Source organism: Cohaesibacter gelatinilyticus (genome assembly GCF_900215605.1).
Lineage (GTDB): Bacteria > Pseudomonadota > Alphaproteobacteria > Rhizobiales > Cohaesibacteraceae > Cohaesibacter > Cohaesibacter gelatinilyticus.
This window is the reverse complement of record NZ_OBEL01000005.1, coordinates 113,239-127,768: the sequence shown is the minus strand read 5'-3', so window position 1 is coordinate 127,768 and position 14,530 is coordinate 113,239. Positions and strand designations below refer to the sequence as shown.

Here is a 14,530-nt window from a genome sequence, read left to right as displayed (position 1 = left end):
TAAACAAGACCGTTTGGACAAAAAGGCCACCTCGTTGCAACCAACATCAGGTTGGATTTGCATCGGACTCCCAAGCTGACATCGTCACGCTCAAATGGTAAGCCAAAACGTCAAAGGGCCCACTTCCGATCTTCAAAAGACGAGATGTGGACCCATTTGCAAAAGGAAGGCGTGGCCTCCTCCCATTCACCGAATATGCAATCCTGACGTGACTTAGTTTCGCGAAGCAAGAGAATGCAAATAGGCTGCTCGCGCTTGCTGAACTTCCTCACGTTCAGATACCTCGGGCACTGCCACATCCCACCAATAGCCGCCAGCCTCGGTGCTCGGATATGGATCGGTATCAATCACGATAACCTTCACGCCCGGTTCTTTTCTGCTCGCCAACTCCTCTTCCAGCTCATTGATGCTGGAAACATGAACAGACTTGGCGCCCATGGAAGCAGCATGCTGGGCGAAATTGATAGCGCTTGGATTTTCATGGATCGTATGATCCAGCAAATTGTTGAACTCTGCTCCACCACAACCCATTTGCAGGCGGTTGATACAACCATAGCCACGGTTGTCGGTTACAACGATGGTGAAATTGATGCCCATCATGACAGCCGTTGCCAGCTCGGAGTTGGCCATCATGTAGGTTCCGTCACCGGTAAAGCAGATCACATCCCGCTCTGGCTGGGCCATCTTGATGCCCATGGCCCCTGCAATCTCATAGCCCATACAGGAAAAACCATATTCCATGTGATAGGAGCCAGGATTGTAGGACTTCCAAAGCTTATGCAACTCGCCTGGCATTGTACCAGCAGCACACATAACGACCGAAGTCTCATCAGCTGCACGCTGGACAGCACCGATCACCTGCATGTCGGTCGGAACGTCATTACTGCCATCCGGTGCTTTGGTCACTGCATCTACAGATGCATACCAGTCGGTACGGATCTGCTGGCTACGCTCGGATGCTTTATAATCAGTCAATCCATCACACAGAGCTGCCAGAGCGACTTTCGCATCAGCAACCAGAGACTGGGCATTATGCTTATGGCTGTCATAAGCCTGCACATTGATCGCCAGGATTTTCTGCATCTTGGAGAAGAGAGCCCAAGACCCTGTGGTGAAATCCTGAAAGCGGGTACCGAGACCAATAACAAGATCGGCTTCTTCACAGATCTGGTTGGCAGAGGCAGATCCGGTAACACCAACCGGGCCAAAGGCCATTGCATCGTTCCAAGGAAGAGCCGATTTGCCTGCCTGAGTTTCGACAACCGGAATATTGAAGCGATGTGCAAAGGCTTTCAGCTCTTCACAGGCGTCGGAATAATGAACACCGCCACCAGCAACGATAACCGGATTCTGGGCTGCGGAAATGGCAGCAATCGCATCGGCCAACTCGCCGGCATCCGGTGCCGGGCGGCGGGTAGTCCATTTCTTTGGTTCGAAGAAACTAAGCGGATAATCGTAGGCCTCCGCTTGAACATCCTGACAGAATGCAAGGGTCACGGGACCACATTCAGCAGGATCCGTCATGGTACGGAATGCACGTGGCAGAGCCGTTAGCAAATGTTCTGGGCGGGAAATACGGTCAAAATAGCTGCTGACTGGCTTGAAACAATCATTGGCAGAAATTGTACCATCACCAAAGACCTCGATCTGCTGCAAAACCGGATCCGGCCCTCGATTGGCAAACACATCACCCGGGATCAGAAGAACCGGAAGACGATTGACATGAGCAAGAGCTGCAGCCGTTACCATATTGGTGGCACCTGGACCGATTGAAGATGTCACTGCCATCGCACGCTTGCGTTTTGATTGCTTAGCATAGGCAATTGCGGCATGTGCCATGGTTTGCTCGTTGTGGCCGCGATAAGTCGGCAAGTGATCTTTTGCTGCATGCAAGGCTTCCCCGATCCCTGCCACATTGCCGTGACCAAATATGGCCCATACACCTTCGATGAAACGTTCACCATCCGCATTCATCTGATTTTCCAGATAACGAACCAAGGCCTGCGCTGCCGTCAATCGAATAGTTGTCATGCAAGACCGTCCTTCTTGTATTAGGGAAGTATTCTGTCGGGCCAACGCAAACAAAGCATGTCGGCCCGACCACAGGATGAGATGGATGTCAGATCAAATCGTGCCACCCAATGAAGATTCCAGTTCAGCCAACTCCTGGCCACCCGCCATCAGATCTTGCAGCTCATCAGGAGTGATATCGCCTTTCTTGGCCGTGCCAAGGGTCTTGCCCCTGTTCAACACTGTAAAACGATCACCCACAGCCAGAGAATGACGAACGTTATGAGTGATGAAAACCACACCAATGCCCTGATTGCGGACCCGATCGATGGTCGCCAGGACATTGGAGGTCTGGCGCACGCCAAGTGCAGAGGTCGGCTCATCAAGAATCAATACTTTGGCACCGAAGTGAACCGCGCGGGCGATGGCCACGGTCTGACGCTCACCACCAGATAATGTTCCCACAGCCTGATCCGGCCCGCGCAGATTGATACCCATCTTGCGCATTTCCTCCATGCAGATCTCATTGGCAGTCTCAGTATCAAAACGCTTTAGAATGCCACGACCTTTGGTTGGTTCACGCCCCATGAAGAAGTTACGCGTCACCGACATCAGCGGGATCATTGCCAAATCCTGATACACCGTTGCAATGCCTGCTTCCATGGCATCTCGCGGGCTATCAAAATCCATGTGGTTTCCCTCAAACAGGATCTCTCCCGCCGTCGGCTTGTGCACACCGGACATGGTCTTGATGAAGGTCGACTTACCCGCACCATTGTCGCCAAGCAGACAATGACATTCTCCAGGAGTGACATCAAAGCTGACACCTGCCAGAGCGATGACATTGCCAAAATGCTTTTCGATCTTGTCCATATGAACGATTGGTTTGGTCATGATCAGCGCTCCCCGGTTACACGTTTACGGATCATGTTGTTGAACAACACAGCCAGCAGCAGCATGCCGCCAAGGAAGACCTGGAACCAATCCTGATCAAAGTTGGTATAGGTCAAGCCAATCACGACCATTCCGAAGATGGTCGCACCGAAGAACGCTCCAATTGCGGAGCCGTAGCCGCCGGTCAACAGACAACCGCCGATCACTGCCGCGATAATGGCCTCAAATTCCTTCTGAAAACCACGACGAGCATCGGTCGAACCCGCATCGATCACCTGAATGACGGCAAGTAACGCCGCGCAACAGGCGGTAACCATGAAGAGAGAGATCTTGACCTTGCGAACAGGTACCCCCGAGTTGGATGCAGCATTGGCATCACCACCGGATGCAAAGATCCAGTTACCTGCCGGAGTACGAAGCAGGATATAGGTTGCCAGCAATGCAAGGGCGACAAACCACAAAATCTCCACCGGTACACCTTTGACCTTTGGCGTGCCGTTTTTGAACGTGTCAATCCAGCCCATCTCTGCCAACTTGACAAACAGGCTGGTGAAAGCATCACCGGAGAAGAAACCGGCCAGCGGATCATTTTCAACAGCCTGACGCACACCACGCAGCTGGGTGGAACCACCGGTTGCCCATTTCAAGCCGACGAGGGACAGACCACGAAGAATGAACAGGAATGCCAGGGTTACAATGAAGGAGGGCAATCCTGTACGAAGGACAATTTGCCCATTGATAGCACCAACCATACCGGCAAAGGCCAGTGTGGCGGGAATAGCGATGAACAATGGTGTTCCAAAATTCACCACACAAGCGGCAAAGAACAGACCGGCAAAAGCGACCATGGACCCCAATGAGAGGTCAAACTCGCCACCGATCATCAGCAAGGATGCACCGATCGCCAGAATCCCCAACTGCGCTGCAGGTGTCATGAAATTCATGAAGCCTTGCAGGGTGAACATGGCATCATCGGCCGTAAGAAGGAAAAAGATTGTAACCAGAACAACTCCGGCGATTGCCCCCAATTCCGGGCGCTTCATCAACTGGGCCATCCAGGATTCCTGTTTGATCCGTTCGTCAACCTTTACGGGCTCTATCGTTGACATTCGGCGTCTCCCATTTTTTCGGACTGTGGGACATAAGGGCGAGTGACTTACTTGTCTCTCCAGCCCGATCAGCGCGTCCTGTCGCAACTGATCATCCATTCAAGAGCAGGACAGCTAACACCGCCCTGCTTGTTGTTACACATTCATTCGCGCGATTAGCGAATGCCGTTGGCAGACAACTCCACCACCTGACCGGCTTTGTCTTTGGTGATCAGGTTTGGACCAGAAGCAACATTACCACCTGGCATCAGACCAAACTCTGCGTGCATCGCCAAAAATGCTACAGGCAAATAGCCCTGCAGAAACTGCTGTTGATCGATTGCAAATGCAGCATCACCAGCCATGACAGACTCCAGGAAATTGGCGGACAGATCAAATGAGGCTACTTTTACCTCACCAGAGCGTCCAATCGCTTTCACAGCTGCAACCGTGGGCTCCCCTGCGGTCCCTGCGCCAAGCGCCATGACGGTATCGATTGATCCATCAGATTCCAGTGCCGCTTTGACCTTGGCTTCAATCTCAGCAGGATCGTTCGTGGTTGGCAGAACTTTGGTTTTGCCACCAAAACCTTCTGCAAATCCTGCACAACGTTGATCAAGGGCAACGTTGCCAACTTCGTGGTTCACACAAAGTCCACTCTTGCCGCCCATTGAGGCAAGTTTCTCGCCAGCTTTTTTACCTGCATCGAATTCTTCCTGGCCAACATGCAGAAGAGCACCAAGGCCCTTGGAGACATCAGAACCCGAATTCATGGAAATCACAGGAATGCCAGCTTCCACCGCACGCTGGATGGATGGGCCAAGCGCATCGCCATCGGGGATGGAGACAACCAGCCCATCCGGCTCCTGATTCACTGCTGCATCAATCAGCTGGCTCATTGCAACCATGTCGAAGGTTTCAGGAGCACGATAGCTGACTTTGGCACCGGTATCCTTTGCGGCACGCTCGACACCATTTTTCACCACAGACCAGAATGGGTCGTTTGCCTGACCATGAGAAACCACGATGATATCAGCAGCCAGAGCCGGTGCTGCGATTGCAAGTGATGCGGCAACTACAGCGGATTTCAATAGCTTTTTCATTTTTCCTCCCAAGGAACGTTGGTTTTGGTTTACTTCAATTTCCGGGCAGCTCCACCCACCCGATGTGATCCTGCCTGATGCAAGCACCACCAAGATCAAACAAGACCCTTGAGAGCTAGGCTCCCAAGGCACGCAAAGCTTGAACACTCTGCGCCAACTGGTTCGCAACAATGCTCTGGAACCCCTCTCCCTTGTTTGGGGTAAAGGGATTGGGGCCCGGAGCATTCACTTCCAGAATGATGGGGCCGGCATACTCAATCTCATTGAGAGCATTGATTTGCGCGGCAAATTCGATATTGCCCTGGCCGACACCACAGCGATTGGAATCGGCAGCGTGATAGAGACCCAATGTGTCACCGGCCAATTTCAAGGCATGAGCTGGATCTTCTTCTTCGATATTCATGTGATAGGCATCAGGCAACAAAGACAGATTGGATGCGCCAACCTCATCCAGCAATGCCAAACCTTCCTTGACCGTACGGATCTGATGGGTCTCATAACGATTGAGAATTTCGAAAACGACCTTCAGATCATTGGCCTTGGCCATCTCACAAATCTTACGAGTGACATCCACCAGCAAAGCATCCTCTTCTTCCTGAGAAGAGATTGGCGCGATACGTGTCACCTGCCCATGGCAAGAGACAAGTGGCGCACCGAACTCTGCCGCAAAGTCCATAAGGCCTTTGTAATAATCGAGTGCCATCTGACGTTTCGCCGCATCTGGATGCGAAATATCAGCATCGGCAGGCGTAAGCGAAAAAACCTGCAGACCCTGGTCATCCAGAATCTCCTTTGCTTCACCTGCCTCGATATTTTGCCAATCGCCAAACAGCTCGACTCCATCAAGGCCAGCCTTTTTGACCATTCCTGCACTGCTGACCAATGACGCTTCCCCAAAGATCCATGTGCAACAGCCTATCTTGCGCATTGATGTCTTCCCTGATGACCTGATCTTTTAACGTCCGCTCGATAATGAGCCTGTCCAACAACACAAGATCCATGTATGTCCAGATCTCCGTATTCGCCCTTATTCATACTGGAATACACAGCTTTGCTCCCGCGTGCAAGAATTTTTGCACGCGGGAGCAAAAAAATGTATATTCGATTATCCTTGAATTCCTTGTGGCCTATGGATAATGAACAAGCATGGGTGATAAACGTGTGAACCAAACGGATAGAAAAAACGCTTTGGAATCAGATGTAAAAGACGAAAAGCAATCAAAAGCAGTGTCCGTTGATACCGCAGCCAATGTCATGCAGGCTGCCAGAAATGCAACTGCACAAGATGTAGCGAACCTGGCCGGGGTTTCCCGCTGGACCGTTGCTCGTGCGTTCAAACGCGATGCCTCTATCTCTCAAAAGAACCTCGAAAAAGTTCTGAATGCTGCCAAGGATCTTGGCTATGCACCCGATTTGCTTGCATCCAGTCTCGCGACCAATAAAACCAACCTCGTCGCACTTCTGATTGATGATTTCGATAATCCCTATAAACTACCTCTCCTTAAGCATCTTACTGATGCTCTGCAGCAAAAAGGCCTTGCGGCCCTTGTGATCAATATCGGTGAATTTCATAGCCCGACCGATGCACTTCTCAATGCTTCTCAGCGACGCGTGGATGCAGCCATTCTTATGGGCACAGGGTTCAGTGATGAGTTGTTGTCGACAGCATTGGGCGCACAACGCATGAAAAAGATGATCGTTTTTGCACGGGAAAGCAGCCATGAACGAACCATCTCAATCAGCTGTGATAACGCAAGAGCAATTAGAGAGATTGTCGAACATGCCCTTGAGCGTGGCTTCGAAAAAACCGCTTTTCTTGCTGGCCCGATCACTCACTCTACCAGCTTGCTCCGAAAGCGTACCTTTGTGCGAGAGCTAAAGCGCCTCGGTAAACCAGAGCCGGATATTTTCTCGATCCCGACATATAATCGTGAACTGGCGCGAGATGCTGTCCATAGCTATCTCGATGGCCTGGAAGCAGATCACTATCCTGATCTGATGCTGTGCGAGAACGATGTCATGGCGCTCGGAGCCATTGATGCCATTCGCTACGATCGCGGCCTGTCCGTACCTGACGACATTGCTGTCATCGGGTTTGACAATATCGACCTTTGCGCCACCCCGGCCTATGACCTGACTTCCTATCATCAGCCATTGGAAGAAATGGTCCATCACCTGCTAAATTTGCTCGATGATATTCCGCCAGGGGAGGATGTGATCCGGGTTCCAGGTAAACTGGTGGTCCGCACCTCGGGTTAAGGCTTACCCTGAGCGATATTGTTCCAACAACAACATCAGATCAGCCTGCCTGGATGTTCGGGTCTTGGAAAAAATATCCTTGATCCGTGATCGTGCAGTCTCGTAGGTAATCGCGCAACATCTGGCAGCTTCAGACAAAGAGTGACCGGCCAACAACATTTGACAAAGCCTCTCCTCGGCTTTGGTCAGATGAAATGCGGATGAGAATTCCGTCAGTTCCAGAATATTTTGTGTCTGTCCAAGGCGACTTACCGTTACCAGAACCAATTGTTGCGGAATCAAAGGGGCTGTATTCAACGAACTGGGAAGACGAGAGCAGGACAATACCCAATCCCCCTGATCATCACGCACAACCATTTTGGATGTTTGTGCGCTGGCAAAAAGTGCCATTTGGCGAACAAGCTGTTTGAACCTGTCATCATAACGATAATTCATCAACGACAATTGACCATGCTCATGCCTGAAAAGCATGTGCGTCTCCAGATATTCCTCAAAAATCGAGTTGCAGTTCCTGAGACAAGCTGAGACATCGACAATGAAAGCTGCCTTGTCCTTGCGATCAATCAGCGCAGAGGCCCCCACCAACTCGCTTTGGTTTTCCGTCAATTGTTGTGCCAGCGTTATGGCACGATAAAGTGGGGCACGAACCTTGTGCATGATATACATGGCGGGGGCTTCATAGTCTGCAAAATCCCTTGTGGCGAACTGAAGATTGAAACGCACCTCGTTCTCTGCGGTCGGGTTCAACTTCACTCCAATGGCAGAGTCGAACTCTCCCAACTTTGCCATCCAGTCATTGTAAAATTCATCATTTTTCAGCTGTGAGATTGGCAACACATAGTCCGAGATCCAAACCTGACCATCTTCATGACCTCGCCAATATTTCTCATAGGGATTGATGGTATGATAATAGTCGATATAGGAGCGCAAGAATGATTGCTCGACACCGTCGACTTGCAGAAATGGCATGGTGTTATTGACGACATCGTAATTGATCAACCCCGAGAAAGAGCCAGGGAACAAATCCGTCATGGCCACGGTAATGTCCGACCAATCAGCCAGCCCCAATGGCGCAAGCGAGATGATTTCCGAGATGGTTTCAATCGTCTTGTCAATGTTTGCTTGAATCAGATCCAATCCAGCTCTCCGGCGCAATCTTATTCGGCAAACTCAATTGAAATCTCTCAATCCATTCCATGCAACCGTTTACATTTCAAAAATTCGTGATCAGAGTGCTAATTGCCGCACAAACAACTCTGGGTAATATTTTCAATGGCTGAACCACGCGTTACCCCCAAATGGGAGTTGTGCAATTTTGGACCAGCATGTTTCCTAGAGACGGGCATTCGGTGCACTGGATTTTTCCAATGACCCTGAATTTTTCAATTATTTCATAACCTATTGCAGGTGATGGGAACTTTTCCTGTCACCTGTTTTGGTATAGCTTGAGAAAATAGAAACAGGGTGAAGCCTCGTCAGCTTACACCCTGCTCGACCTTTATCTGGAAAAGAATTCCGCCCAACCACCAGAGTGGATTTATGCCTTCGGTGTAATCCGTAACGTGGGTGGAGAAATATACAGCCCACAAGTTGAAGCACCAACTCCAAGTGCATTAAGGCTATCCGTTACCTTGAACTTGATATCTACCTCCGGGATGACATCACCAGCGGTGGCATTGAGAGAAAAAGGTAGCTGGTAGGTCAAGGTAAGCGTCGCTGGTTGAACATTTATAGTCAAGTTGGCAGGTACCACAAAGGCTGGCGGAACACGGCTTACAACATAGTTCATGATACCCAGAGCTCCTGGTGTGGCATGGCTTTGTCCATTATCGCCCGCACCCAGGTCAATCACACCCCCGGCCACAGTGTTGCAAGTCATGGTACCGCCCGCAGGGTTGGCAACATTTGTTACGCTACCGGTTACCTTGATCGAATTGGTAACAGTCAGACGCATATGAGTATAATTGCCCGTGGCCTGCACAATCCTATTGATCGTATAGGGTTGCTGTGTTGCGAGTGGTCCTCCACCGGACGCCAATGCAAAGGTCGCAGTGGTATTGGACAGAGTTGTCGAGGTACCGCAGTTTGCATCTGTGCAAAGCAATATGGACTGAACTTCCACATCATATTGCATAGGCGTTGCCTGCACCTGAGCAGATGCATAGCTCATGCTGGCAAGCATCAATGCGATTATGGCGACGAAATGATAAGCAATCTTTTCTGCTGGAATTTTGATATGCATGCCTTAAGTCCTTACTCACCGCTTATATAAACACCGGCACCAGAGACCGTGCCAGTTGAAGCATTTATCGTACGACGCTCGGTTACGATTTCATTTGTCCGTAAAACTTTCTGCCAAAGCTGTGCTGACAAATCACGCTTGGGCAGGGGGGCGTTTGAAATGAAATCATCGGCAGCAGTGAACTGGGTTTCTTTACGCTCACCCAACGAGATTGTCAGGCGAGCCCAAGCTTTCTCATCATAATTATCAAAGGACCCGCCAACTTCCAGCTTCGCATATCGGGTCAGATCACCACGAAGGGAAGTTTTGAGACCGGTAATATCGTCATTGGCCTTCGCTTGCCAATGATATCCACCCACCGCAGCTCTAAGCCAGGGCATGTAAGGCACGACTGCTTCGATCTCACCATCAATTCCACTGAGGGCACGTTCCTGAGTAGTGATATTTCCAACGGTTGATACATGCTTCCAATCGGACAGTGCTTCGTAACCATTGACGCGAGCGGTCAGATTGGAACTGATGACCTCAAACCCGGCACCAACACGATTATGGTGATATTCAGTTGCGTGATCATAGAAGGCATTTACACCGAGGATCAGATTGTCACCAAAGAAATGGCGTGCACCAATACCAGCATTCAGCGTCCAATTATCGGAATTGTCACCATCCCATTCAGTGCCACCTGTTGCCCTACCTTGAAAGAAGATTCCACCTTGTTCCATGGAGAGTAGCGGCTGAAGAGTTTCCAGCGATATATTGACCCGGTCTTCATTCGCGAAGACCGATATGTCCGTTCTGGTTAACCAATCCGGTACATTCGAGAGCATGCTCTGCTCATCCACCTCTTGCGAATATCCCGCAGGCAGAGCCACTCCCATACAAAATACTGTCACCAGACCTGCCAATATTGGCTTTCTGATCCCAGAGCGCATATCCCAAACCATGAGTTTTACCTCGTTATTCCCTTTTCGTGAGCACAGTGAAAAGAGATGAGGCGCTCAAGGTCAATTGGACTAGTACATCTAAATTTGCTTAATTTCGGATATTCCCTGAGATATGTCTTTCTGACATCAAGTCGAGTTGATCCAACGCAAATTTCTTGATCTCAACTAGTACAGATGTAGGATGTCCTAGGGGAAGATCTGATAATTACTCAACAGGCACTGTGAATAACTCAAACGGATGAAATATAAGTATTAACCTATACATTGAACCCAGAATCCTTGAGTACTTGGCTGTCATTGAGATCGCCAATCAAACCCTTTCCTATCAATTATAAAGCAGTTTTAGGTTCGGATCGCTTTCAGGTCATTATAGATCGTCGCTCTGCTCACATTCAGAACCCGAGCAATATAGGATGCAGCATGTTTCTCACGCAAAGCTTCCGTATCCAACAAGGCTTCGAGTAGCATCTTGCGATCCTTGCGATCCAAAGCTTCGACGGATTTGTTTCGATCCCGGCACCAATCCACGATGTAGTGGTTCATTTTCTCATGCCAGTCATTCTTGAACAAAGCTTCAGACCCTTTTGACGTGACCGGCGTCCCGATCAGGGCAGTGATGGCATTTTGGGCAGCCATGATTTCCGAAATATCATAATTGAAACATGCCAGCGCCACTGCTGTCCCATCATCATCACGCAAAACGGCTGAGATTGAGCGAATGACTCGCCCGTCCCAGTTGACCCTCTCAAATGGGCCGATGACTGTCTCATTCTTATCCTTGCGAAAATCTATTTCCGACAAGAAGGACGGATCCCCAATCTCACGTTTGGAAAATGGATTACAAATATGCACCACAGTCTCTGTGATCAGGGAGTGGACAACAATCTCGACATTGGAGCCCAGCAATTTGGACAAGGCTTCTGCGATCGGGACGGCTACATTCTCGACCACTTGATTTGCAGAAGTCTCTTCTGTCTTGATCATTCGATTGATTTCCACTTTTTCAAGGGCCTGAGTTGAATGCCGACGTTTGCATAAATGCTTATCAATAGCAGTTCTCTTCTATTGGCAGCTTTTCAAGGATTATTCAATATGCCCAACAACGGCTAGAACATCTCCACGCTGAACCAGCCCCTGCCCGGCAGTACAAAAGAGAACTCCGCTGGTATTAGCCAGAACCGACTGCGGTGGGCGATCAACACGATCTGCGAAATGCAGATAACCGATCACCTGCCCTTGCTTCACTTTGCTACCTGGCTCAAATAGCATCTCATAGATGCCTGCATCATCTGAATATGTGTAATGGTGCAAACCATCCACCAGCAGGGTCATCTTCTCTTTTGAGGTTGCCGGTATCGCGGCTTGTTCCTTCAATATGCCCATCGAAGACAGAACACCTTTTATCCCGCGCTTTGTGATCGAAATCGTGTTGGCAGTAGCCAATGCAGAGCCACCCAGCTCGGTTGCCAATATTCGTTTGCCTTGCCGCTCGACTTCGGTGTCAATCATCTCTGCTGCTGAGGGTTCACGAATGGTGACGGACAATGGCGCATCAAATGCATTAGCCAGATCCTGAATAGCTTGAGTTGCCGCTTCCGTTTTCTGTACTGGCACAAAGGTGCAGGGCAAGAACATCAGTGAGCGCCCGCCGGAATGCAGATCAACCACAACATCACTACGCGGGATCAATTCACGTGTGACAAAGTCAGCAATCCTCTCCGTGATTGTCCCGCGTGGATTTCCCGGAAAAGCCCGGTTCATGTTGCCATCGTCAAGTGGAGAGAGCCGACTGCCATTCTGAACAGCTGCAGTATTGAAGGCTGGCATGACAATGATCTGTCCTTGAACATCCTCCAACTTAAGCTCTCCATGCACCAGATGAGACAGGGCGATAGGCCCTTCATATTCATCTCCGTGACAGCCCCCAAGAAGAAGGCAACGGGGGCCTTCTCCTCGTTTGATGGAAAACAGAGGAACCCTTAGATTGGCCCAAGCGCTATGATTGAGAGATGCTGGCACATCAATATAGCCTGCATGAAATCCTTCAGCGTCCAGATCAAGAGCTGTAGAGAGCATTGTGTCTTCCTGACTTATGAATAAAAAGACAGGCATAAAAAGCGCGAGCTGGCTGCTTACTTAAACTCTTGCTTCTTATGCCTGTTGAGGGAAGCTGGTTTTATTGTTCTAAAATGCTACCCACGACCTTGTTCAAACGCCCAAGGCCTTCTCGCAGATGCGCTTCCGGCAATGCGGAACTGAACCGGAAGTGATTCTCGACATGGAACCGACTACCAGGAATGACCAGTACATCTTCTTCCGCATGCAAACGGCGGCAGAGGGTCTCTGAGTCAATTGGCAGATCAAACCTGATGAAAGACATCGCCGATGCTTGTGGCGGCGAGACAGTGAAGACACCAGGATGAACCTGCAATGCCTCAGTGAGTGTCTCAAAGCCTGTACGGATCAGACGCCGCGCCCGTTCGACCAGCAGACCACGAGCCGGTTCTGCAAGCGCAGCCTCTGCAAGGCGCATGGACAATGTTGTCGCGGCCACTGTTGCATATTCATGACGACGCCAGCTCGCCGTGATGGTGTCTTTTGGAGCGACCATCCAGCCAAGGCGCAGGCCGGGAAGGCCATAGGCCTTACTCATGGAGTTCAGAACAACGACCTTGTCATAGTCACCCCAGAAGCTTTTGGTCACTTCATCGGTATCACGTTCAGTGCCGATATAGACTTCATCAGCGACAACCCATGCCCCAACTTTGGCTGCGGCAGCAATGATGCCATCACGCTCTTCCTGACTGACAACACGACCAGTTGGATTGTTGGGATTGATGATATGGATGACTTTGGTGTTCTCATCCACTGCATCCATGACGGCTTGCGGATCGATTTTCCAATCATTCAGCGGATCCATGTCCACATAGCGTACTTCGATGCCACGGTTGCGCACATCGCCGGTCAATTGCTCATAGATAGGGCGGAATGCAACCATGTTATCACCCGGTTCCAGCAGAGTGTTGGCGACCAGGGTATTGGCCTCTGACGCCCCTGCGGTCACCAGAATATTGTCTGCATCGGTGCCCGGATACATCTTTGAGATATGTTCACGCAGCAGGGTAGAACCATTCACCTGCGGATAATCCAGAACCGTTTGCCAGATTACATCCGGATTGAGGCCGGTCAATTTGACCAGCTCGTCAACCTTCATCGGATGAACACCACTTTCCGAATAATTATAAACGACACCGTGTTCCAATTCCGACAGGAACTGCTCAACATGGAATGGGTGAAACATGAGGTTTCCTCTCTTTCAATCAGGCATATCTTTTTTCTAGTGTCGAAAAGGCAGCCGTTAGTAACAGAACCATGGCCAGATAGATTGCGCCAGCGGCAATGAAAGCTTCAAAAGGTGCAAAATGCTCTGAGGAGAGCTTTCTGGCAATTCCGGTCAGATCCATGATGGAGATGGTGCTTGCCAGAGATGTGCCCTTCAACATCAGAATGATTTCGTTGCTATAGGCAGGCAACGCGATCCGTGCAGCCTGCGGCATCAGGATCAAACGTCCCGTTTGGAAATTGGAGAAGCCATAGGCAGCAGCGGCCTCCAGCTGCCCTTTCTCTACCCCTAGGACACCACCGCGCATGATTTCTGATGTAAAGGCGGCAGAGTTCAGACCAAGAGCAAGAACGGCGCAGAACCATGCTTCGCGCAAGAAGGGCCAGGCGAAGCTGTTTCGAATGAACTCGAACTCTCCCAAGCCATAATAGATCGCGAACAACTGGACCAATAGCGGCGTGCCGCGGAAAAACAGCACATAGAAATCTGCAAGTTTCGACACAATCGAAATGCGGCGCAAACGGACAATGCACAACAGCAAGCCGAGAACAAAACCAATACTGAGAGCGCTTGCAAGGATGGCCAGTGTGACCGGTATCCCTTCTGCAAGGTCAGCGAAGAATGAAAAAAGCAAAGACCAATTCATG

13 protein-coding genes are annotated in these 14,530 nt (G+C 50.2%); 1 reads left to right on the top strand and 12 read right to left on the bottom strand.

Annotated elements, in window-relative coordinates; genetic code table 11:
• Positions 1–213 precede the first annotated feature (213 nt).
• From iolD to CRO57_RS18290, 5 genes are all read right to left on the bottom strand, one after another.
• Positions 214–2,031: a 3D-(3,5/4)-trihydroxycyclohexane-1,2-dione acylhydrolase (decyclizing) gene (gene iolD, locus CRO57_RS18310; protein ID WP_097154948.1), complete on the bottom strand. Its 1,818-nt coding sequence runs from the start codon at positions 2,029–2,031 to the stop codon at positions 214–216.
• Positions 2,032–2,124: 93 nt separating this feature from the next.
• Positions 2,125–2,904 (bottom strand): ATP-binding cassette domain-containing protein, encoded by a 780-nt coding sequence (locus CRO57_RS18305; RefSeq protein WP_097154947.1) that lies wholly within the window; start codon positions 2,902–2,904, stop codon positions 2,125–2,127.
• A gap of 2 nt (positions 2,905–2,906) precedes the next feature.
• On the bottom strand, positions 2,907–4,013 hold the full coding sequence (locus tag CRO57_RS18300; RefSeq protein WP_097154946.1) for an ABC transporter permease: 1,107 nt from the start codon (positions 4,011–4,013) through the stop codon (positions 2,907–2,909).
• Between the two features lie 155 nt (positions 4,014–4,168).
• Positions 4,169–5,095 carry a sugar ABC transporter substrate-binding protein gene (locus CRO57_RS18295; RefSeq protein ID WP_097154945.1) on the bottom strand — a complete coding sequence of 309 codons (927 nt, stop codon included), beginning with the start codon at positions 5,093–5,095 and terminating at the stop codon, positions 4,169–4,171.
• Positions 5,096–5,210: 115 nt separating this feature from the next.
• Complete coding sequence (locus CRO57_RS18290) at positions 5,211–6,023, bottom strand: sugar phosphate isomerase/epimerase family protein (RefSeq protein WP_097154944.1); 813 nt, start codon at positions 6,021–6,023, stop codon at positions 5,211–5,213.
• Between the two features lie 218 nt (positions 6,024–6,241).
• On the opposite strand from CRO57_RS18290, the gene CRO57_RS18285 reads away from it, so the two are divergent.
• Positions 6,242–7,354, top strand: a complete 1,113-nt coding sequence (locus tag CRO57_RS18285; RefSeq protein WP_097154943.1) for a LacI family DNA-binding transcriptional regulator — start codon at positions 6,242–6,244, stop codon at positions 7,352–7,354.
• A 3-nt stretch (positions 7,355–7,357) separates the two neighbouring features.
• Here the strand turns inward: CRO57_RS18285 and CRO57_RS18280 are convergent, their stop codons facing one another.
• The 7 genes from CRO57_RS18280 to CRO57_RS18250 all read right to left on the bottom strand — a co-directional run bounded on the left by CRO57_RS18280 (position 7,358) and on the right by CRO57_RS18250 (position 14,529).
• On the bottom strand, positions 7,358–8,491 hold the full coding sequence (locus tag CRO57_RS18280; protein WP_097154942.1) for a helix-turn-helix transcriptional regulator: 1,134 nt from the start codon (positions 8,489–8,491) through the stop codon (positions 7,358–7,360).
• 400 nt (positions 8,492–8,891) lie between these two features.
• Positions 8,892–9,596, bottom strand: a complete 705-nt coding sequence (locus tag CRO57_RS18275) for a hypothetical protein (RefSeq protein ID WP_097154941.1) — start codon at positions 9,594–9,596, stop codon at positions 8,892–8,894.
• Between the two features lie 11 nt (positions 9,597–9,607).
• Entirely contained in the window at positions 9,608–10,540 is a 933-nt protein-coding gene (locus tag CRO57_RS18270) for an inverse autotransporter beta domain-containing protein (RefSeq protein ID WP_097154940.1), read from the bottom strand.
• A 342-nt stretch (positions 10,541–10,882) separates the two neighbouring features.
• Complete coding sequence (locus tag CRO57_RS18265; RefSeq protein WP_097154939.1) at positions 10,883–11,524, bottom strand: helix-turn-helix transcriptional regulator; 642 nt, start codon at positions 11,522–11,524, stop codon at positions 10,883–10,885.
• A 99-nt stretch (positions 11,525–11,623) separates the two neighbouring features.
• Positions 11,624–12,616: a succinylglutamate desuccinylase/aspartoacylase domain-containing protein gene (locus CRO57_RS18260; protein WP_170956161.1), complete on the bottom strand. Its 993-nt coding sequence runs from the start codon at positions 12,614–12,616 to the stop codon at positions 11,624–11,626.
• Positions 12,617–12,716: 100 nt separating this feature from the next.
• Positions 12,717–13,841, bottom strand: coding sequence for an aminotransferase class I/II-fold pyridoxal phosphate-dependent enzyme (locus CRO57_RS18255; protein ID WP_097154937.1), 1,125 nt, complete (start codon positions 13,839–13,841; stop codon positions 12,717–12,719).
• Positions 13,842–13,860: 19 nt separating this feature from the next.
• The gene (locus tag CRO57_RS18250; RefSeq protein WP_097154936.1) at positions 13,861–14,529 is read right to left on the bottom strand and encodes an ABC transporter permease; all 669 of its coding nucleotides are present in this window, start codon (positions 14,527–14,529) and stop codon (positions 13,861–13,863) included.
• Position 14,530: the final 1 nt, after the last annotated feature.

Excerpts from the sequence above, each read along its gene's own strand:
- iolD (WP_097154948.1), bottom strand. The coding sequence starts at position 2,031 with ATGACAACTATTCGATTGACGGCAGCGCAGGCCTTGGTTCGTTATCTG.
- CRO57_RS18305 (WP_097154947.1), bottom strand. The coding sequence starts at position 2,904 with ATGACCAAACCAATCGTTCATATGGACAAGATCGAAAAGCATTTTGGC.
- CRO57_RS18300 (WP_097154946.1), bottom strand. The coding sequence starts at position 4,013 with ATGTCAACGATAGAGCCCGTAAAGGTTGACGAACGGATCAAACAGGAA.
- CRO57_RS18295 (WP_097154945.1), bottom strand. The coding sequence starts at position 5,095 with ATGAAAAAGCTATTGAAATCCGCTGTAGTTGCCGCATCACTTGCAATC.
- CRO57_RS18290 (WP_097154944.1), bottom strand. The coding sequence starts at position 6,023 with ATGCGCAAGATAGGCTGTTGCACATGGATCTTTGGGGAAGCGTCATTG.
- CRO57_RS18285 (WP_097154943.1), top strand. The coding sequence starts at position 6,242 with ATGGGTGATAAACGTGTGAACCAAACGGATAGAAAAAACGCTTTGGAA.
- CRO57_RS18275 (WP_097154941.1), bottom strand. The coding sequence starts at position 9,596 with ATGCATATCAAAATTCCAGCAGAAAAGATTGCTTATCATTTCGTCGCC.
- CRO57_RS18270 (WP_097154940.1), bottom strand. The coding sequence starts at position 10,540 with ATGGTTTGGGATATGCGCTCTGGGATCAGAAAGCCAATATTGGCAGGT.
- CRO57_RS18265 (WP_097154939.1), bottom strand. The coding sequence starts at position 11,524 with ATGATCAAGACAGAAGAGACTTCTGCAAATCAAGTGGTCGAGAATGTA.
- CRO57_RS18260 (WP_170956161.1), bottom strand. The coding sequence starts at position 12,616 with ATGCTCTCTACAGCTCTTGATCTGGACGCTGAAGGATTTCATGCAGGC.
- CRO57_RS18255 (WP_097154937.1), bottom strand. The coding sequence starts at position 13,841 with ATGTTTCACCCATTCCATGTTGAGCAGTTCCTGTCGGAATTGGAACAC.
- CRO57_RS18250 (WP_097154936.1), bottom strand. The coding sequence starts at position 14,529 with ATGAATTGGTCTTTGCTTTTTTCATTCTTCGCTGACCTTGCAGAAGGG.